Origin of the sequence: Lautropia dentalis, assembly GCF_003892345.1 — a bacterium.
In the GTDB taxonomy this organism is placed as follows: domain Bacteria; phylum Pseudomonadota; class Gammaproteobacteria; order Burkholderiales; family Burkholderiaceae_E; genus Lautropia; species Lautropia dentalis.
In genome coordinates this window covers 1,403,540-1,423,906 of sequence record NZ_RRUE01000002.1, presented here as the reverse complement: position 1 = coordinate 1,423,906, position 20,367 = coordinate 1,403,540, and the positions used below count along the sequence as shown (strand labels likewise).

The window sequence follows — 20,367 nt, the reverse complement described above, 5'->3', positions numbered from 1 at the left end:
CCGGACGCCCCTGACGCAACGACGCCCGGCACCGGCACCTGCGTACAGGCACCGGTACCGGGCGTGCAGGAAAACCGGCAGCCCGATGTGATCAGCCGCAGCTGCCCAGCATGCCACACTGGGTGCAATAGTCGCAGCCATCCTTGCGGATCATGGCGTAGGCGCCACACTCGCTGCATTTCTTGCCGGCCATCACGCCCGATTCTGTTCCGGACACCGCCGACTGGACCGCTGCCGACGACTCGGCCGGCAGCTCGTCCGGATCGAACAGCGAGGCCTGCACCGCCTCCTGCCGGCGGGCAATGAGGTTCTGCAGCGCATAGGCAATGGCCGCCACCTCGCTGTCGTGCCAGCGCGGCACCCGGGTGCCATCGGCCTTCTCGTAAAAGCCCAGACGCACCGGACCGCGGTCCCACGTGACCTTGCGCATGTCGGACAGCGCCCGGTCGAGGAAGCCGCCACGGGCGGCCAGGCTCAGCATCCGCATGGTGGCGGTAATCCACTGCTGCGATTCGCCGCTCTGCCCCACCGGCATGAAGAACTCGATGGCGCGTTCCACATGGCTGCCATCACCCGCCTCCACGGGCAGGAAGGACACGATGAGATAAAGGCGCTGCTGACCCTCCTGCGTCCAGTATTCGATCTTCTCGGCCACGGCGTTCAGCGCCCCCGGCGGGCGGCGCTCGATCACCCGGCGCATCGGATCCACGTCCGGCACGGCCGGAGCGGCCGCGTTTTCTGCAGGCTTTTCCTCCGGTTTCGCCGGTGCAGCTTCCAGCACGGCACCCAGCACGTTGTTGGGACGGTAGGTGGCCAGCCCCTTCAGGCGGGCCTTCCAGGCCTGCTGGTACAGGTCCTTGAAGTCCTCGTACGGATAGTCGGCCGGCACGTTGACCGTCTTGGAAATGGACGTGTCGATGAACGGCTGCACCGCTTCCATCATCGCCACGTGTTCCAGCGCCGTCATGCCCAGCGCGTTGACGAAATAGTCGGGCAGGCTGTTCACGTCACCGCCCTGCTCCCGGTAGAGGCGCCAGGCGTGATCTTCCACCACGTACTCGCTCTTCGAACCGTCGGCCTCACGCTTGCGGCGGGTGTAGGTCCAGGAGAACGGCGGCTCGATGCCGTTGCTGGCATTGTCGGCAAAGGCCAGGCTGACGGTGCCGGTGGGCGCAATCGACAGCAGGTGGCTGTTGCGGATACCGTACTTGCGAATGTCGGCCTTGATGTCGTCGGGCAGGCGGGTGGCAAAGGTGCCCTCACCCTTTTTGCTGCCCTTGCCGAGGTACCTGTCGGCATCGAACTCGGGGAAGGCGCCCTTTTCCTTCGCCAGCTCCACCGAGGCCCGGTAGGCCGCGTTGCGCATGGTTTCGGCAATGCGGGCGGCCATGGCACGGCCCTCCGCACGGTCGTAGCGCAGCTTCAGCATGGCCAGCGTGTTGCCCAGACCGGTGAAGCCCACGCCGATGCGGCGCTTGGCGGCAGCCTCGGCACGCTGTTTGTCCAGCGGCCAGAAGGTCACGTCCAGCACGTTGTCGAGGGCGCGCACCTGAATGGCCACCACCTCCTCGAAGGCCGCAAAATCGAAGGCCGGCTCACCGCCCTGGCCAAAGGCATGGCGCACGAAACGGGTGAGGATGATCGGCCCCAGGTCGCAGCAGCCATAGGGCGGCAGCGGCTGTTCACCACAGGGGTTGGTGGCCTCGATGGCCTCGCAGTAATTGAGGTTGTTGTCGCGGCGGATGGCGTCGAGGAACAGGATGCCCGGCTCGGCGAAGTCGTAGGTGGACTTCATGATGGTGTCCCACAGCTGCCGGGCAGGCACACGGCGATAGACCCACTTGCCGTCGGCGCGCTGGGTGGCGCCGGCCTGCATGATCTTGCGACCCGGACGGGCCTTGTGCACCAGCTCCCAGTCGGCGTCGTCGGCCAGGGCCTGCATGAAGGCATCGGTCACGCCCACCGAGACGTTGAAGTTGTTCCACCGGCCCGGCGTGCGCTTGGCAGTGATGAAATCCAGCACGTCCGGATGGTCGATGCGCAGCACCCCCATCTGCGCGCCCCGGCGGCTGCCGGCACTCTCGACGGTGGCGCAGCTCTGGTCGAACACATTGATATAGCTGCACGGACCGGAGGCAATGGAATGCGTGCCCTTCACTTCCGCGCCGTTGGGACGGATGCGGGAGAAGTCGTAGCCCACGCCACCGCCACGGCGCATGGTTTCGGCCGACTCGCGCAGCGCCTCGTAGATGCCGGGGTAGCCGTCGTCGTCGAAGCCCTGGATACAGTCACCCACTGGCTGGACGAAACAGTTGATGAGGGTGGCCTGGATGTCGGTACCGGCGGCACTCATGATGCGGCCGGCACCGATGGCCCCCGCATGCAGGTTGCCCAGGAACTTCGCCTCCCATTCGGCACGGATGTCCTCCTTCTCGACCGAGGCCAGCGCACGGGCCACACGGGCGTACAGGTCGGCCGCCGTCTGCTCATTGCCCTTCAGGTACTTCTCGGCCAGCACGTCCTGGCTGATGGGCTGTACGGGCAGCGTCAGAGCGGTATTGGCGGCAGGCAGGGGATCACGTTTCATGGGAGACAGATTCCAGAACGACAGGGCGCAACAGGGCTTCCGGCCTGTTTTGCCAGAAAGACAGGGGCGTCGAAACCCGCGGGCACAGGGCCCCGGCGGGCAGCATGCGGATGGAGCCGGTGGCTCCGGGAGGAGGCTGGCCGACGCAGCGGCAGCGCTGGACAGGAACAGATGCCTGCCCCAGCGAAGACCGCAGCATAGCACAACATACAGTGCCCAAAAACCCTACACCACACTAGCGACCGGGCGGACACGGAAAGCATTGTAAGCCCGGACGGGCATGGCGGGGTGTTTCAGACAGAAAAACGTTGTGGTGTGGTGAGCGACGCCACGGCGCCCGGCAGAAGACGTGGCAGCCGCGCAGCAGACACGGCAGGCACGGCAAACCCGGCTGACCCCGGCCAACCCCGGGAGGGAGGGCGCCCCCCTTGTGGAAGGGAGGGAAATGGATTAGGATACACAAAAAACATGCACGGAATACACAATGCGCACAAACATAGACATCGATGACAACCTCATGGCCGCCGCCATGCAGGGCGGACAGTACAAAACCAAACGCGAGGCCGTCGAAGACGGGCTCCGGCTCATCGCCCGCCGCAACCACGCGCGCGAAGTGCTCAAATGGGAAGGCAAGCTGCACTGGGACGACCAGCCCGATCCGGCCGCCATCCACACGGACATGCCGATGGAGCCCCGGCCTGCCTGGCCGGGTTCGTCCGAAGGTGCCGGCCAGCCCGGCAGCCCCCGCAAACGGAGCCGCCATGGTTCCGCGGCGTGAAAGCCTCATGACACCGGGTGAAGGCGCCATGATCGTCGTGGACAGCAGCGCCTGGATCGACTTCTTCCGCGGTGCCGGCACCCCGGGCCAGCACATGCTGAAAGAGGTACTGCAGCAGGATGATCCGGCCATCGTCGTGCCGGATCTGGTGCTGTACGAGGTGCTGCGCGGCTTTCGGCACGCCCGCGACTACGCCAACGCCCGGCGGCTGCTGGAAGGCTTTGACGTGGTGCCCGCCTTCAGCCCTGCCCTGGCGTGCCTGGCGGCCGAGCATTACCGCACCCTGGTGGCGCGCGGCTTCACCATCCGCAGCGCGCTGGACGTGATGATCGGCACGTTCTGCCTGTATCACGACCATCTGGTGCTGGACAACGACCGGGATTTCGAGGTGATGGAGCGGGTACTGGGGCTGAGGCGGCTGACAAAGGGGTGAGGGCGAACAGCCCTGCCCCGGCGCGCCATATCGGCACCGCCGCTTTCGGGCATAACCGGGGCAAACAGCCAGGGCATTCATGCGGATGCTTCATGGCGGCAAGGCCATGCGACCGGGCCGCCGCCCGACTGAACGACTGAACGACTGAACGACTGAACGACTGAACGACTGAACGACTGAACGACTGAACGGCTGAATGGCCGGAACGGTGCCGGCTCAGGCACCGACGCCCTCGAAGAGCACGGCGCGGCCTTCGGTAGCAGCCAGCCGGAGTGGCTTCGACTGGCCATACTCGGCACTGTCGTACCAGGCTCGCGCAGACGCCATGTCCGGAAAGCGAAGCACGACCCCGCCATCCGTTGCCGGCCCCTCCAGCGCTTCATTCGCGCCATTGAACACGATGATCTCGCCGTGGTACTTCTCCAGCGTGGGTGCCGCCTCGCGGATGTACTGGTCGTACGCCGCACGATCCTTCATTTTGTCCCGGATGAAAACGATATAGGCAGACATGGCATGCTCCTGGGCTGTTGCGTTTGATGGCCCTGGGATGTGTCATGGACACGTTCGTGCCCGCGTCGACCCCATCCGTGTGCTGACCGGGGCCGCCGGGCGGGTGTTTGGAATAATACTCCTGGAGCGTGTCATGGACTCATCCGAAAAGGATGAACTACCACCAGGTCGACTGGCAAAACTCTGGCATGCTGTGACGGTTGTTGAACCAGGTCACTGTGCAGTTTCCAGCGTATTCGGACATACGCCATGAGCAATATGCCGATACAAGCAAAAGAGCGCCAACCAATACACCAAAAAAACAAGGCTCCCACCCGAGCCTCCCTTCCCCTGACAGCCTGGCCGACGCCAAACTGTATCGGGAACCAAACCACGCCAAAACAAGGGATCCGCATGCCGAAGGAACAAAATACAGCAGGATGGGAATCACCCACGGGCACTCAAGACAGAATATCAGCCAATGAAATGGCAAACCTGAAGTTCCGTCTATCGTCCCATATGAATTGAGCGCGATAGCCCCAAAAACAATCGACACGACAACCACAGTAACAGAGGAGACATTCCCCGCACAGTCCCGAACAAGCCGTCGGTCATCAACCGACATCAGCCAGGAATACCGTTTCCCGGCTCGTCTCCCTGCATCACAACAGGCCATCACAATCGTGCAAAACAGGATTGACAGGACCTGCCCTGAAAGTGAGCCAGTCCAGCCATCAGACAGTGCTGTTGCGGCATTCGCCAGGCCGAGAATCAGGGGAATCCACACAAGAACCGCTGCTATCACTCTCATGAACCACGCTGCTCCATGTACTGCGCCGACTGGCTTACAGCCAGCCCCACTCATCGTAAACAACCATCATTCACTTGATTCAAGATTAATGATTGATTGCCTGTCGACAGTTTTCTGCGTACTTCGAAGAATAAAATATCGCCTTGTCAAGCAAAAACTTGCAATACAAGCTCATATCCATGGAGTTCTCCTGTTGCCAGTACTTGCTCTCCGGAATACGGGAGGCAGAATGAACTACGGGATCATCCCGCCCATCTCTGAACATCCCTATCTCGTTCTCCGGCTCCACCTTGAAGGGGTGCAGACGCGAATCAGGTTTTACGCCATAGAACCCCAAGTGAGCATCATCCTTCCACTCACCATCTACAAGGTACGTTCTCCCGTCTCTTCCCTGTGCAAGGTTCATTATAGACCCTGAATTCTTGTGATTGACTGGCAAATCGATCCGTTTCAAATAATCTGGAAGATCGTGCATAACCACACCCGCATGCTCCGCGCGATCCATCAACACCCACAGCGAAGCATCCGACAGATCACTATCCGGCGCTTTCGATTCGGGGGACCTCCATCCACCTCCAATATCCGAGTGGGCGCCTGCCAGAACGATTTCCTCACGGATGCCGGTCCATCCGCCCGTCGCCGGATCTCGTCGCAGTTTTCTGACCACGTTCGGATCAAGTCCGGTCAGGTCCCCATTGGGTCTCATGTTGATCTGACTACCCAGAGACGTACCCTTGAACAGAATGCCCCGGCGATCATGCGCTGCAACGATGTTCAGGACATTCTCCCAACGATCATCGACATCCATGGGTTTGCACTTCTGCTCCCATCCATCCACGCCCGAATACATGTTCGTCATGACGGGATCCATGAGTCCCATGAATCGGAGCTTGACCCGATCGGCATGGGCTACCTCCCCATTGTTCAGCATTCGTGCAACGATACGTCCGAATTCCAGCGCCTGAACAGCCCCACGTGAGAATCCGACCACATCGATATTCAGCGTTTCGTCTTCCTTGAGGTCTTCCACCGCTTTCATGAAGCGCATCACCTGGAACTCGACGTTATCCTTCCATTTCCACGAAAATATCGGCTCCAGAGTCTCCCGTGTGACACTTACCATGGTTCGTCCATAGGCAGCATCCGGCCCCTGTGCGACGCCAACGCCCTCCAGATACGGTCGTGTAACCCTGCCCGGCCCATTGGCCTCCGTGTTGTAGAGCTGATGGAAATACCAGACATTCGTTGGCGCATCGGGGGCGTTGTACGTCCCATCAAACGCAAACAGCATCAGCCCTGTCGGGTCCACATTCCTGAGCGGATCTGCCCCCGCATACAGGTAGGGGTTCGGGCCCGCCCGTACACCCAGGGGGTCCGGAGAAACGTATCGGCCCATCATCGGGTCATAGTCCCGCTTCATGTTGTAGTACAGTCCCGTAGCTGCATCAGCCCACTGACCCGGCAGCCTGAGCATGAGGTAGCCTGACTTCCGTAGACACCCACATGAGGGAGAATGGCCATGGAGGGTCAACGGATGAAACAGAATCAGAGTTACACAGCCGAGTTCAGGACGGAAGCCGTCAGGATGGTCCTTGAACAGGGACTTTCGCAAGCCGAGGTCGCCGCCAGGCTGGGGGTTCCGAAGGGGTCACTGGCCAACTGGGTGGTCAAGGCCAAGGGGCCGAGCAAGCCATTCTCGGGTGTGGCCGAGGCCAGCCGCGAGGAGCTTCAGGCCGAGGTGGTGCGACTGCGCCGGGAGCTGGCCCGTGCCGAGATGGAGCGAGAGATCGTAAAAAAGGCCGCCGCGTACTTTGCGAAGGAGTCCCTGCAAGGTACGCGTTCCTGAAGGACAGGGTTCACGGCAAGGGGTACCCGTTGACCGTGGCCTGTCGGGCTCTGGAGGTTTCTCGCAGCGGCTATCTGGCCTGGCTCAAGCGCCAGCCCAGCCAACGGGCCAGGGACGACGAGCGCCTGCGTGTTCACATCAGGGCGGCTCACGAGGCGGGGCGCCAGACCTATGGGGTGCGACGCGTACATGCGCTGTTGCGGCACCAGGGACAGAAGGTCGGACGGGATCGTGTCGGACGTCTGCGGCGCGAGATGGGCCTGTGCTGCCGGCAGAAACGCTGCTTTCGCACGACCACGGACTCGGCACACACCTTGCCTGTGGCGCCCAATCTGCTGGCCCAGGACTTCAGTGCCGACGCACCGGACAAGGTCTGGCTGACGGACATCACCTATGTGCGTACGGATGAAGGCTGGCTGTATCTGGCTGGCGTGAAGGACGTGTTCACTCAGGAGATCGTCGGCTACGCCATGTCGAAGCGCATGACACACGAGCTGACACTGGAGGCTCTGAACCGGGCTGTCCGGTATGCCCGCCCCGAGCCCGGACTACTGCATCATTCCGATCGGGGAAGCCAGTACTGCGCAAGTCGCTACCGTGAAAGACTTGATGCCCTGGGCATGCAGGTGTCGATGTCACGGCGGGGAAACTGCTACGACAACGCACCGATGGAGAGTTTCTGGGGATCACTCAAGAACGAGTTGCTGTACCAGCGGCGTTTCGCCACGCGTGCGCAGGCACGAGCGGCGATCACCGAGTGGATCGAGGTGTTCTACAACCGTCAGCGACTGCACAGTGCACTTGGCTACCAGTCGCCAGTGGCCTTCAGGCAAGGTTTTCTTTGAACGGACTTCACATTAAAGCAACTGTCTACGGTTGACAGTACACCTCAACACGACTGTAGCTCTGCCGCAGTTTCAGGCCACACGCCCTGGCAGCCTTGACCAGATGCTGTCTGGTACGCTCCAGAAGCCGGGAATCCGTTGGATGCGCAATCGCCTTCGGCATGACCGTCGTGTCCACGATCACCGTCTTGAAGCTGGATTCCTTGAGCATGCCAAGTTCCTGCGCCAGAACCAGCGTCAAAGACAGCATCTCTTCCACGCCAGCCTCGCCCAGCCTTTTGCGCCAGCGCGTCAGGCTGGACGGATCAATCGGCGGCCTGGTCTGCAGATAGATCTCCCCGGTAAAGACCTGCCAGTACGGGTTTTCCACCCAGGTTGCCACCACTTCTTCATCAGACAGATCGAAGGCGTGCTGCAGATACAGCAGCCCCGCAATCAGACGAGGGGACGTGGCGGGCCGCCCTGTACGGGACTTGAACTGGTCCGCCACCAGTTCATCGATGCGCTCCCACTGGATCCGGTCGCCCAGCAGGATCAGCGGATGCTTCAGGTTCAGGTGATCGCGCAGCGGATACCCGAACAGCTCGCCAGTCTGTGGTTGTGATGGCTTTGGACCCATGAAGACCCCGGAGAAATTGCAAGAAAACGAGCCCTATGATCGCAAATCCTGCAATCTCTGCAGGGTGGTTCCCGGGGTCAGACACTGGGTATCAGGGGGTGAGACGGGTTGTTCAGGACCGACTAGAGTAGCCCCGGATCATCTCAAACATTTCCACCGATCACATCCGAAAGCGCACCAAACGCCCCCGCTGTCAGTTCGATGTCCGCAGCGGAAATGCGGTGCCGACGGGCCACGGCCCGCCAGTCCGACACGGCACGAATGACTTCACGCAGAATGCGCGTCGCCTCCGTGTCGGACAGGTCGTAAAAAGGCGCAGTTTCCAGTACCGTTGCCAGCTCCGGCCTATTGTCGCTGTCATCGATATTCAGGACATGTTCGGCCTTGTCGATGTTCGGGTTCACATCGAAGGCCGGCGCCAGACGCCACCCCCCCTGCCCCAGCAAAAAGCCGTGATTGCGCAGGTGATCGTCCCGGTTCCCGACCGCCACATTGAAGGCAACGCGCCGGAACAGCTGGACAAGATCTGATTCGACATGTTCAGGGTCACCATGAGACCGAATGAACTGGGCCAGCTCCAGATAACTGCTGCCCTCACTCCGTTCTTTCTGCAGGAGCGTCATGGCCGAGGCGTAGAAGCGACGTCTGCCACTCTTTCGGTCAAAGCGTTGAACGCAGAAAGTATGGTAGTCGTTGTTGAACCGCGCCAGCCGGGCGGGTGGAACCACGATACCTGCCTGCTCGGCCATTTGATGCGTGGCATACTCCCATGCGCCAATATCACGGTCATCATCCCGTGTCGGGAATTTGCCAATCCAGAGAGAACCGTCCAACTCAGTGAAGTTGGCTTTCGGACGAGCCCCGCCCAAAGACGCACCGGGCGCGACCAGCACAGCCAGCCAGCGACGCAGTTCATCCAGATCATCCAGCCGACGATGCGTCAGGCGGTATGCTACGGCTTCCAGTTCCCGCAGGCTGGTGACGGGAGGCGCAGCCATTTTCTCGTTATCCAGAAAAACATCGGAACCAGGCAGGCAGAAGCGCAGCGCCCCCTGACGGGTCAGGTCCTGTACACCGACCAGATAATCCCACGCGTACAGGGTGCGGGGAGAGCGCTGTTCATCCCTGGCCTGCAGGGCCTCGCGGCGCTTCATCAGCGTCTGCCCCCAGCGGTCCGGTGACGAATCCAGAAAGATGCCGAAATTTCCCTGGTCAGGCCGGGGAAAGAACGGATGGGAGTCCAGCTGCAGCGCAGGGTCAAGTGCAAAGGCGCGAGGGCTCTTCAGCCATGCCGTGTCGTAGGTGAAGCGGGTCTGGCCACGATCATGCGCCAACATCCCGACCCTGCAGGCAGGGCCAAGATCGTCATCCAGCCAGACCTCGAGCGAACTGGTGTGCTGAATCATGCCCCGCCCTCCTCTTCGAGCAACGACGACGAACGCGCCTGGTCGGTCAGGCACCCAGACGCCTGACAGTCAGCCGCCGAGACCTCCATGCCCGGCTCCCCTGCCATCACAGAAACTTCTTGCTGTGAGACTTTGCCACCGGCGGGAGCGCTGCGCGACCGTGGTCGTATCTTGCGTTTGGGCCGCGGCGGCGGTTCGAGCCCCAGATCCTGCAGTTTTCGGCCCAGCCGGTCATCGGCTGCGATGTGGTCGAAGTCATTGACCAGACTCAGGCAGGCCAGCACCCGAACGCAGGAACCCAGCGTGACACCGGGGTCGCCGGCTTCGATCTTGTGCAGGGTGCTGCGGGAAATGCCCGCCCTGCCCGAGACCGTGGTGGTGCTGAGACGGCGCCGGCGACGGGCAAGGCGGATGCGCTCTCCCATGGAGGTGAGAACGCGCTGTTCCTGCGGAAAGACGATGGGAGGTTTGCTGGGCATGTCCGCCATTATGAACAAAAACATACCATATTGTCCATAATGGCGGACATTGACGCGCTGATGGGAGCGCTGATGGGATGCCGATTGGGGGTCGATGGGATAACGGAGAGGGTGCTGGTGGACGGGCTGATATCCCCTGCCCGACCCCTTCTCTCTCAGCCCTTATTCCCCCGCGCCGACAGTACGGTGGCGAGGATGATCAGCCCGGCCCCGGCCAGCATGCGCAGGCTGGGCTGGTCACCGAAGAGCCACCAGGCGCAGGCAATGGCGTACACGGGCTCCAGCGCGATGATCATGCCGGCGCTGCGGGCATCCAGTCCATCGAGGCTTCTGACGAACAGGGTATGTGACAGGCCGGTGCAGAAGATGCCCAGCACGGCCAGCCAGAACCAGTCGGCAAGATGGGAAGGCGTTGCCACAACGGAACCGGCAGCATCGACGGCATGCGTGGATCTGGCCACCTGGGTGGAACCAGCCGTATGGCCAGCAGCCTCCTTCTGAGCGGAACCGGCCACATGGACCGCAGCTTCCTGCATGGTGGACACGTCGCCGGCCTCCATGCCACCCATCGCACCGGCCAGCGGCAGCACCAGCAGAAACACGATGGTGTTCTGCCACAGGGCGACCTGAATGGCGTCGACACCGCGGCTGCCCCGGCGGTTGAGCACGGCCAGACATGCGAAGGACAGGCCCGACAGCAGCCCCCAGAGCAGGCCGATGGTGCCGCTGTTGCCAAAGTCGAAGGACGGGGTGACCAGGATCAGCCCGAGGGTGACCAGGGTGAGCAGCGTGCCTTCACCGGCGCCGATGCGCTCGCGAAAGACCAGCACATCGAGCAGGGCGATGAAGGCCGGAAAGCTGGCAAAGCCGAGCGTGGCAACCGCCACGCCGCCCACCTTCACGGCCAGAAAGAAGGTGACCCAGTGAACGGCCAGAAAGATGCCGCTGGCCAGCAGGACACGAATATGGCGGACGTTGAGGGCACGCACCACCGGGCGCCTCTGCAGCAGTGCCAGCACCAGGAGGGAAACGGCGGCAAAGCCCGCGCGACCGGCGGTGATGGTGGTGGGGGCGAAGTGAATGAGCGCCCCGAGGATGCCGGTCATGCCGAACAGCACGGCCGCCACGTGGGCAATGATCAGCGCCCTGCGTGGCGAGGTGGCGGGGGAAGTGTCCAGACGGGAAGATGGCATGCTGGCTTGTCTCCTGCCGGCAGGAAAACTCTCTGCCCCAGAGGCCCCTGCCGCCTCGTCCCGCCCCCCAGGAGAGGTTGCGCGGGTGGCGAATGGGCCATTTGTTCCAGGCGGGGCGTGTAAAGGCGGAATCAGTCCAGCCAGTGCACGTTGTGGATCTGCAGGTTGCTGCTGTGCTCCTGCAGCTTCTTGACGCCCTCGATGAAGTGCGGGGTCTTGTTGTGGAAGTCGACGGCGGCCTGATCCTTCCAGTGTTCGACGATGTAGGCGGTGATGCCGTCGTCGGCGTAGGCGGCGTTGTACGAGACGCAGCCGGCTTCCTGACGGCTGCCAGCGACGAGGCCGGCAATGGCCTGCTGCAGGGCTTCCATCTGGCCCGGTTTGGCCTGCAGGGTGACGAAGAGATGAACGGGTTTGGACATGGAGGCTCCTGAATGAGGAGGGGGAAAGAAGGCGTTATGGTAGCGCCCATGGCCGGGGGCCATGGTTCGGTCTCCGGCCAGGGCGGGGTTTTCCATGATGCGGGCCGGATCGGCCCGACGTGGCCATGCAGAGACAGGAGCAGGAACGGCGAAGCGCGCCCCCGGCCATGCCGGGCAGCGCGCTTCGTGCACCTGCGCGGGGCTGTGCTCAGTGGGCCTGGGTGACGGCCGTGGTGATGGCGTCGAAGATGGGCCGGTCGAGGTCCGTGGGTTTGGGCTCGATGTTCAGGTTCACCTCGGAGGCCGTTTTCACGATGACCAGTTCGTTCTGCGGATCGATGTAGATGCGCTGGCCGCCGAAGCCCTGGGCTTCGAAGCTGTGGTCATTGCCCGGGGCGATCCACCACTGGTTGTGGTAGGAGGAACCTTCACGGGCATTGGGACGACCGGCCCGGAAGGCATTCTGGTCACCGCCCTTGCGCAGTTCGGCCACGGTGCCCGGCTGCAGGAAGGCCTGACCGTTGTAGCGGCCTTCCAGGCGGACGGCTTCGCCAAAGCGGGCCAGGTCACGCGTGATGGCCCCCATGCCGGCACCGGCCAGATAGGCGTTGCCGCTGTCCTGCAGTGCGTAGGCGGCCGTCTGGGCACCGATGGGCGCCCAGATGCGTTCGGACACCAGGGTGGGGAAGGACTTGCCGGTGATCTTCTCGATGATCAGGCCGATGACCTCGGCATCCACCGTCTTGTATTCGAATTTGGCGCCATGATCACCGTTTTTCTTCAGGGACTTCAGGAAGTCGATGATCTTCTTGGGCCCCTGGTACAGTGGCCCAACGTTGAGCAGGTCGGCGGCAAACATGTACTGCACGACGCCCGGGTCGGCATCGGGACGCTCGGCGTAGTCAACCGCCGTGGTCATGTCCAGCGTCTGCTGCACGCTGGCACCGTCCCAGGCACTGCCCTGCAGCTCCGGCACGTACTGGGTGACGGGAGCACTGGGGTCGAGCTGGCCGGACTGGATCAGGTCGGTGGCGATCAGGCCGGTGAAGGATTTGGTCATCGACCACAGGGCATGGCGCCGCTCCTCGATCATCCCGTGGGCGTAGTGCTCATAGACGATCTGGCCGCGATGCAGCACCAGCAGGCTGTCGACGTCACCGCGGTTCTGGTAGTCGGCCAGCGTGACCGCGTTGCCATTGCCGTCCGTGACGGAGACGCCGGAGAGATCCACACTGGCCGTTTCCAGCGCCGACGGTGCCGAGCCCGTGGCGATGGCGCTGTTGCGCGGATGGACGAAGTCCAGGTGCTGGTTGACCCAGTGGGTGCCGGGCAGCTTGAACTCTTTCCGGGCGACATGGGAGCCGGACGGTTCGCTGACCGCGGACGGCGTGCTGGCCGCGCCCGGGAGCTGGGCGCGAATGGCGGCCTGGATCTCGGCCTGGGAGAGCGGTGCAGACTCCCCTGCCTGGGCCTGCGATGCCGATGCGGCCTGCGAGGCATCGCTGGAGGCGGCACCTGCCAATGGCGCTTCACTGGAAGCTGCCGCCGCCTTGTCTGCTGCAGGTGATTCGTTACCGGCTGCCGAGGCCACCGACGGGAACAGTGCGGAAACGGCCAGGGCCAGAATGAGGGCGCGGGCGGAAGCGGGGGCACGAAGCCCGGAGAAAGGACGGTTTGACTGGTTCATGTAGACGGTTCCCTGTTCTGGTCTGCGGAATGCATGGGTGAACCGGCACTGGCCCGAGGTTGGGCCTGCCGGCGCTTCCCCGGAACCTTAAGGGAAGCCGCCAGGAAACACATTATCAAGGTGCTGCAGAAATGTATGAAGTTGGCCGCAGATCACAGCATTTATAACAGGAAACGGGGCAAAACCCGGCAGAAACAGGGTTTTCCGGTGGGAGAACCACCAAAAAACAGACATAAAGCGGGGGGTGTACACTGCCTTGCCCTGCACGCCCGAAGGGGGCTTTGCAGGGCTGAATGAGTCCATGACACGCTCCAAGGGGTTTCGCCATGCAAAAACTGTTCTCCTACGGCACGCTGCAACAGGAAAACGTGCAGCTGGCCACGTTCAGCCGGAAGCTGACAGGATCACCGGATGTGCTGGTGGGCTATCGGCTGGACGAGATTGCGATCAGTGATCCAGCCGTGGTGGCCACGAGCGGCAAGACGCACCATCCAATGCTGATCAGGACGGAGAACCCGGCCGATGAGGTGCCCGGCGTGATTTTCGAGATCACCGACGAGGAGCTGGCACAGGCCGACCGGTATGAGGTGAAGGAGTACGCGCGGGTGATGGCGACGTTCCGGTCGGGGGCACAGGCGTGGATCTATGGGGATGCGCGGGAGGCAAAAGGACAGGGATGAAAGCCCCCTGCCCGTCCGTCATCTGAGCGAACAGGGCCAGCCGTTGAGCATTAGCTGGCCATTGGAACGGATTCGCCACTCCACAACACGCTCAGGTACACCCGCCCCTTCGATAGACGCATCGTAGCGTTGTGTCAGGTAATGGAAGCGCTGGTTGGTCGACCCAACCCAGTTCCGCTGCAGGTCAGGGCTTGACGCTTCGTATGGCCCATCCACAAGGACATCCGTCCAGTCGAGAAGCGCTTTCGTCCCCGGCAGTGCCAGATCATCCAGCTCCTGGATGGTATACCCACTGAAGACCATGACGGACAACCCCGCGCGGGATACGCCCTCTGCCACTTCTGCAAGGCCCTGTGCCTGCAGGAAGGGCTCGCCGCCAAGAAACGTCACGCCCTCCAGGGATGAGGCTTCATGCGCAGCCAGAATGCGGTCGATCATGCGGGATGAACTCAGAAGATCCCGTTCGACGATCTTCAGGTAACCCGGATTGCAACATCCTGCGCAGCGCTTGTCGCACCCCTGAACCCAAAGGGCCGCCCTTCTTCCAGGCCCCTCAGCCTCAGTACAGGGAACCCATGATGCAAGATTCAACCAGTGCATGTGCTACTCCAAATCAAACTCGAAGATTGGCCTGTCCCCGGCTTGCATGACCGTGATGCAACGCCCCTCGGACCGGGAAGGAGTTCCTACCTCATCAAACAGAAAACGCGCCATGGGATCAAACAGAGCGGATATCAATGCGTTGAGCACTCCTCTGCCACCACTGCTTTTGTCCACCATGCGCACAACGGCCTGAAGTGCTCTGGTTTCATCCTCAAAAACAAGCTGTTTGATTCCCCACTTCTCCTTGAGACGACGACGCAGGGGCTGAAGCTTGACCCGGGCAATGTCCACAAGGAATTTCTCATCCTTCATGAAATTAAAGGGGATGATGTTGCCTCCACCAATCCGCCCGAGAAGCTCAGGACGCTTCAGTTCATGAACAAAATGTCTGCGGACATGCTCAATAAAGGCATCTCGTGAACTGGGATCATCGGGGCTGATCTGTGCCGCACCAATGTTGGAGGTAAACACAATGAATGTGTCAGAAAACTGGACCGTATCTCCCTTTCCATCCGTGAGTCGGCCATCCTCGAGGATCTGCAGAAACTTGTCGAGGATTCGAGGGTGCGCTTTCTCGATTTCATCGAACAGCAGCAAGGAGAAGGGACGACTTTTGACCGCATTGGTCAACTGTCCGCCCTGTTCAAACCCCACATACCCCGGGGGAGCGCCAACCAGACGCTGATCCGCATGTTCATGATTGAACTCGGACATATCGAATCGAATGCACGCCTCTTCATCTCCAAACAGGAACTGGGCAAGGGATCTGGCAAGCTCTGTCTTTCCGACACCCGTTGGTCCAACGAAGAACAGAGCGCCTTTTGGCGTCCGCTGCTTGCTGGAGTGTTGCAATCCGGATAGCCCGGTATAAGCCCTGATGAGTATCCTGTTGACGGCCTCAATGGCAGATTCCTGTCCCTTGACCCGTTGCTCCAGCGTTTCCTTTGCCTTGCGGAGTTTGTCGTGACTGAGCTGTTCCCAGGGGCTGTGACGCTCTCCAAAGCGATACAGACTGATTAGAGACTCATGAGTCATGCCACGCTGCTGACGCGAAAGTATGGCCAGATTGTGAATATCACGAAGTGTAAAGCCGTCCATGGCGTCCACCATGTCTGCGAGCGATCTGCTCTGGGGCTGAACAGGGGGATCAATATCGAACAAATCCTGAAACCGTAAAACAGCAGCCTGACGCTCATGACGCGAAGGCAATGGAATGTTGATCTCCTTGAACAGGGGGTTGCCCTGATACAGAATCGGCGGCAGGACCGTAAGCCCCTGACAGATGAACACGACGATGCTCTGGACCACGGCCCCACCATTACCTGCAATCGGGTAAAGCCCGGGGTCTCCATCCCGTATCGCCTTGCCCATGCGAAGCAGCCAACCCCGCTCTGTCTCGGTCAGCGCATTGTTCTCGCCAAACAGCAGGTGAGACCAGTCGATCACAAACGCTACCGGATCAGGACGCGCCTTCAGCATGGCCCGGGACACTACTGCCAAAAAGTCGTCTGGCGTCACCATCATTGCCCCCCCTTGCTCTCGCGCCTGGGGGGTACGAACGGTCCGCGAAGGCTCCCCAAAATCGTACGCAACCCCCTCAGCCGTCACATCCCGTTCCACAGCAGAACTGGCCAGATCTCGCCATGTTCGGGGAGCAACACCGGAAACACCGGAGACACGGTCCCAAAAAACGACCTCACGAAAGCCGCGCGTCTTCAGCAGGCGTTCGACCACAGCAGGAACCGTTTCCCAAGCACCGTCCATCCCACCGGAAGAAAGGAAACTATCACCCACATTCCCATGAAGGATGATCCCACGGCGAATGCCACTTTCGCGACGGAAGGCTTCCTGCCAGAAAGAATGTTCTCCAGTCATTTACCTGCTCCTCCGTTTGGTCGGTTGCGGGACGGCGTCACAGCTCCTGTCGTCCGGGTTACGCCACAGAACCCTTTCATCGGAAAGATTGATTCCATAAACAGACTGAATAGCAGGAATGACTTGGTCAATATCGGCTTTGCACTCACTGCCACGATAGCGATCAAATTTGTAGACCACCTCCCTGTTGAGACCAATGCGAAACTCGGCCTGAGACCCTGCGGGCTTGCGTCCCCGGATCAGGACCTCATCAGTATCGCCGTCCCGGATAAGCCTGGGGCCGTCCACCTGAAAACCAGCATCTACCATAGTGTTGACTACGGCGCGAACCATCTCGCGCCGTACCGATTCATCGATACAGCAGGAGTCCACCTCGGCCATCAAGGCCGGAAGCATGCTTTCAACTTCCTCTGCGGGAAGCCGTCGCAGCCCATCAAGCCGCTCCTTAAGATGCTGGGTTTTCTCTCCAGTAATAGAGTCGATCCTTTCGGCAAGCGGGCGAAGAAACTCCTCGACAGCTGCCTGCCGGGACTCCCTGTGCACCTGCTCTCTCTGATCGCGGGCCTCCCTCTCGAATCGGATACGAAGTTCATGAAGCGACGATCGAAGGCCATCCAGGGACACCGCACCATCTTCTCCCAGCAGATTGCCCCGAAGGGCCAGAAGCTCCGGACGTGCGAGAGAAAGCGCGAGCCGGTCACCCCAAGCCGAAAGCTCGTGCTGCCAAAGCAGCTCCGCCTCCTGCCGGACATGCCGTTTGCGTTCGGCCTCCCGCACGGCGGCTTCCCTTGCGGCCTGCTCCTCAGCTTGCCGCACCTCGAGGTACTTCTTTCGAACATTTGCCCCAAGCTCGAGCAGACCTTTTACCCTCGTCCAAAGGGTCGCGCACAGACCCCTGGCCAGAACTGGATCAGTCTCAACCAGCACAGACAGGCGATGGAGCTCGATTTCAGCTTCGTTGAACTCCTCCGGAATATACTGTACAAAATCACGTTGCAGCACCTGATCGAGAGATCGTCTCATGACTGAAAGCAGGTTACTGGCGCTTGCCCGGGCCTGCTCACGAATCAGTTCCTGCTGACGTTGCTGTTGAAGCTCCCACTGAGCCTGGCTCATATGACTCACTTTCTTTTGCCTCCTTTGCCTTTAGCAGAAGAACCTTTCCCTGCATTCAGGTATTCACCAGGACTCATGACACGAACACCAAAGGACACAGCCTTTGCCCGTAGATTATTGTCACCGCTGACAAGAATCACATCATTCAGTTTGTAGTAGCCCGCCGTCGCCAGGATTTGATTGTCTACTATCCCAGCATCAAGGCCACCCAGAAGGCGACGAACAGTATCCTCGTCCAGATTCTGAATGCGCCAGGAAAATTTCTCACTAACAAGCAGGCGGTTAGCCGCACGCACTCTCCCCGCCTTGCGTTGATCGCCGGAGTTCTTCAGCCGCTCCAACTCATCAAAAACCGGGGCGGGAATGACAAGAACATCGCTTTCGTTCACCGAAAGTGCCGTTACCCTGTCGTCCATAAGCGCATTACTATCCAGCACCACGACTCGACGCCCCTCCTCTTCACGAGGAGCGAATCTACTGCTGACTACATCAAGCCACTCTTCCACTTCACGTCTCAGGCGTGTAAGCTGCGAATTCTCATAATGTGAATCAGAAACAGGGTTACGGAAAACAAGCCGATCAGGATGAGTTACATCAAGCCACTTAAGGGCGGCATTCAAAGCAGAGGGTGTGACCGAACGAAAATCAAAATCACCAGACTTCACCTGATGAATATTAAGCAGCCCAATATCGCGATGCACAGCCTTATACGCACGAGACAGTTCAATCATAATTTTCGCGTACGCATGAGGACCATAAACAGAACCAGAAACATCTCGTCCAGAAGATATGACCGAAATCCATTCGTTCAGAATACTCTCCTTGAACATTTTTACCGGGATATCAAACCCCTCTCCTGCAATGAAACGAAACATCTTGATTTCTTCAACATTGGAAATCCGATCGCAGCATTCGACGAGTGCCTCCATGACGCTCGCCTCCCTTCTAAACCCGATCTTCTCAAGATCGAAAACAACCCCCTTTATTAACTCAATCGAATACTTTGGGTAGCCATTAATGGAAATACATCTTTCAAGCGCAACATTCATGGCATTACTCCAGTCCTCGATCCAACGCAATTGCTCATTACCTTTCAATCGCCTCATCCATGAATAGAACCCCTTTGCGCTCTCGACAAAGCCAAGAACTCCCCCCGAAGACGCTGGAATCTGGTCCTGCCATTTCCAGATAGCTCTCGCCCCCCCTTTCCACAGGGAAGTCAGGGCCAATTCAGCTTCGTTTCCGCCTCCAATAAGTCGCCCGTCAATCGAACGACCAAGTTCAATCCATAACGGAGCAGAGCGGCAGTCACCTGCATCAACAAATACCTCCACTTGACGTGGCTGCCCACCCCAGTACAGCCAGACCACCCCCTTCAGCTCAAGACGGGGTTCCGTTGTGCCGTTCTCAATATATATACCCGACAACCCTGCAGGAAAGGCACTCTCTGGTACACCAACCCCAAGAAAAAGCCCCTCGTCACCAGTTCGTTCCTGAACATAACCGGCATATGGATGATTTTTCTCCCTGACAAGAATCTTGACCGTTGCAGAGGTTCTCTCAAGACGCGTCTCATCGGTGCATGCATAAAAGGATCGGCCACCTGGCGGGTCCGCGCGGTTACCTTTCAACACTGTTGTCAGCAACGACACCGACCGGGCATCACGCACTGCTGCATGCCCCAGATCTGGCAGTACAGAAACGTTACCTGAGCAGACTGCGGGGCCGATGATATGGTTCCAGACGAACTCGGGATCCATACGCTCGAGCCAGCTATCCAGGGCTCTGTTTTTAGACTTGAGCGACATAGTACCGTCACTGGAGCACATCAGTGTCAGCTCATGATTCTCAGGGCGAACTTCCAGAACACGGGATTCGATTTTACCTATTACTGTGTTCTCGCTTATCCACTCATGCCTTTCTTCCTTAAGCATCGCTCGCACAGCGGCCGACTGGTCTGACGGATGGAGTTCGTCTACAAAAGTCTCCCATCGTCTCTGTCCATCTTCCGCACCAGTACCAGAATTAATATCGATTTGCGTAGGTGCAGAGATATGACGTGCTCGTCCCACCAGCTTCCCAGTCAGTGGTGAATAAACATGCCATACCTTTTGATACTTGGGCCTGGAGGGAAGCTGTCCGGTCTTCAGGAACTTCCGACCTTCATCTGTCAAGCCAAGGTGCTTCAATGGGCATTTTTCCACTGAACCACCTGATTCAAAGCGGATCATCTGGACTGTAGAGATCTCCTCCATGGCCGCCTTCAGCACACCATCCGTAGAAGAAACCCCGAGCTGGCTCTCAAAAATTTCACATACAGACATCCCTGACATGACCTCATGGCGCTGAAACTCGCTAATGAGTTTCAGTGCCATGCTTTCGAAAACAGTTGGACGACGAATCGTTCTGTACTCTACACTGGACTCCACCACGTAGTGAGGAATTTCAACAGAAAAAGAACCCAGCTTCGTATCCATGATGCATGTTCTCTTCGTTCA

General features: G+C 59.9%; 16 protein-coding genes and 1 pseudogene. 4 read left to right on the top strand and 13 right to left on the bottom strand.

Translation table 11 applies throughout. The features are described from left to right. Positions 1 to 91: 91 nt before the first annotated feature. On the bottom strand, positions 92 to 2,587 hold the full coding sequence (locus EHV23_RS13775; RefSeq protein ID WP_125096571.1) for an adenosylcobalamin-dependent ribonucleoside-diphosphate reductase: 2,496 nt from the start codon (positions 2,585 to 2,587) through the stop codon (positions 92 to 94). A gap of 484 nt (positions 2,588 to 3,071) precedes the next feature. On the opposite strand from EHV23_RS13775, the gene EHV23_RS13770 reads away from it, so the two are divergent. Further along, positions 3,072 to 3,365 carry a type II toxin-antitoxin system VapB family antitoxin gene (locus tag EHV23_RS13770; RefSeq protein ID WP_125096570.1) on the top strand — a complete coding sequence of 98 codons (294 nt, stop codon included), beginning with the start codon at positions 3,072 to 3,074 and terminating at the stop codon, positions 3,363 to 3,365. Positions 3,366 to 3,372: 7 nt separating this feature from the next. Continuing rightward, entirely contained in the window at positions 3,373 to 3,798 is a 426-nt protein-coding gene (gene vapC / locus EHV23_RS13765; protein ID WP_238990460.1) for a type II toxin-antitoxin system VapC family toxin, read from the top strand. Positions 3,799 to 4,014: 216 nt separating this feature from the next. On the opposite strand, the gene EHV23_RS13760 is transcribed toward vapC, so the two are convergent. Both EHV23_RS13760 and EHV23_RS13755 read right to left on the bottom strand, forming a co-directional pair. Next, the gene (locus tag EHV23_RS13760; RefSeq protein ID WP_125096569.1) at positions 4,015 to 4,308 is read right to left on the bottom strand and encodes a DUF1330 domain-containing protein; all 294 of its coding nucleotides are present in this window, start codon (positions 4,306 to 4,308) and stop codon (positions 4,015 to 4,017) included. 875 nt (positions 4,309 to 5,183) lie between these two features. Next, on the bottom strand, positions 5,184 to 6,572 hold the full coding sequence (locus tag EHV23_RS13755) for an RHS repeat-associated core domain-containing protein (RefSeq protein ID WP_125096568.1): 1,389 nt from the start codon (positions 6,570 to 6,572) through the stop codon (positions 5,184 to 5,186). Positions 6,573 to 6,632: 60 nt separating this feature from the next. Between EHV23_RS13755 and EHV23_RS13750 the strand changes: the two genes are divergently transcribed. Next, positions 6,633 to 7,789, top strand: a protein-coding gene (locus tag EHV23_RS13750; protein ID WP_125095427.1) for an IS3 family transposase whose coding sequence is annotated in 2 segments (ribosomal slippage) — positions 6,633 to 6,888 and positions 6,888 to 7,789 — 1,158 coding nt in all. Because the reading frame shifts where the segments join, the coding sequence is not laid out codon by codon here. Positions 7,790 to 7,838: 49 nt separating this feature from the next. Here EHV23_RS13750 and EHV23_RS13745 read toward each other — a convergent pair. The 6 genes and pseudogenes from EHV23_RS13745 to EHV23_RS13720 all read right to left on the bottom strand — a co-directional run. After that, a pseudogene (locus EHV23_RS13745) lies at positions 7,839 to 8,408 on the bottom strand (transposase); the annotation flags it as partial. A gap of 143 nt (positions 8,409 to 8,551) precedes the next feature. Next, on the bottom strand, positions 8,552 to 9,745 hold the full coding sequence (locus EHV23_RS13740) for a type II toxin-antitoxin system HipA family toxin (RefSeq protein WP_238990502.1): 1,194 nt from the start codon (positions 9,743 to 9,745) through the stop codon (positions 8,552 to 8,554). A 65-nt stretch (positions 9,746 to 9,810) separates the two neighbouring features. Then, entirely contained in the window at positions 9,811 to 10,293 is a 483-nt protein-coding gene (locus EHV23_RS13735; protein WP_125096566.1) for a helix-turn-helix domain-containing protein, read from the bottom strand. A 155-nt stretch (positions 10,294 to 10,448) separates the two neighbouring features. Next, a complete protein-coding gene (locus tag EHV23_RS13730) occupies positions 10,449 to 11,486 on the bottom strand; it encodes a DMT family transporter (protein ID WP_125096565.1) in 1,038 nt (345 codons plus the stop codon). A gap of 131 nt (positions 11,487 to 11,617) precedes the next feature. Beyond that, positions 11,618 to 11,908: a putative quinol monooxygenase gene (locus EHV23_RS13725; protein ID WP_158615987.1), complete on the bottom strand. Its 291-nt coding sequence runs from the start codon at positions 11,906 to 11,908 to the stop codon at positions 11,618 to 11,620. Positions 11,909 to 12,116: 208 nt separating this feature from the next. Further along, complete coding sequence (locus EHV23_RS13720) at positions 12,117 to 13,595, bottom strand: serine hydrolase domain-containing protein (protein ID WP_125096563.1); 1,479 nt, start codon at positions 13,593 to 13,595, stop codon at positions 12,117 to 12,119. 326 nt (positions 13,596 to 13,921) lie between these two features. Here EHV23_RS13720 and EHV23_RS13715 point away from each other — a divergent pair, with 326 nt between their 5' ends. Continuing rightward, positions 13,922 to 14,275 (top strand): gamma-glutamylcyclotransferase family protein, encoded by a 354-nt coding sequence (locus EHV23_RS13715; protein ID WP_125096562.1) that lies wholly within the window; start codon positions 13,922 to 13,924, stop codon positions 14,273 to 14,275. An 18-nt stretch (positions 14,276 to 14,293) separates the two neighbouring features. On the opposite strand, the gene EHV23_RS13710 is transcribed toward EHV23_RS13715, so the two are convergent. From EHV23_RS13710 to EHV23_RS13695, 4 genes are read right to left on the bottom strand one after another with little or no spacing between them, the layout of a single operon-like run. Then, the gene (locus tag EHV23_RS13710; RefSeq protein ID WP_125096561.1) at positions 14,294 to 14,875 is read right to left on the bottom strand and encodes a 4Fe-4S single cluster domain-containing protein; all 582 of its coding nucleotides are present in this window, start codon (positions 14,873 to 14,875) and stop codon (positions 14,294 to 14,296) included. 3 nt (positions 14,876 to 14,878) lie between these two features. Beyond that, positions 14,879 to 16,753, bottom strand: coding sequence for an AAA family ATPase (locus EHV23_RS13705; protein ID WP_125096560.1), 1,875 nt, complete (start codon positions 16,751 to 16,753; stop codon positions 14,879 to 14,881). Further along, positions 16,754 to 17,869, bottom strand: a complete 1,116-nt coding sequence (locus EHV23_RS13700; RefSeq protein WP_125096559.1) for a hypothetical protein — start codon at positions 17,867 to 17,869, stop codon at positions 16,754 to 16,756. A 5-nt stretch (positions 17,870 to 17,874) separates the two neighbouring features. Continuing rightward, positions 17,875 to 20,346, bottom strand: a complete 2,472-nt coding sequence (locus EHV23_RS13695; RefSeq protein ID WP_125096558.1) for a PIN domain-containing protein — start codon at positions 20,344 to 20,346, stop codon at positions 17,875 to 17,877. Between the last annotated feature and the right edge of the window lie 21 nt (positions 20,347 to 20,367).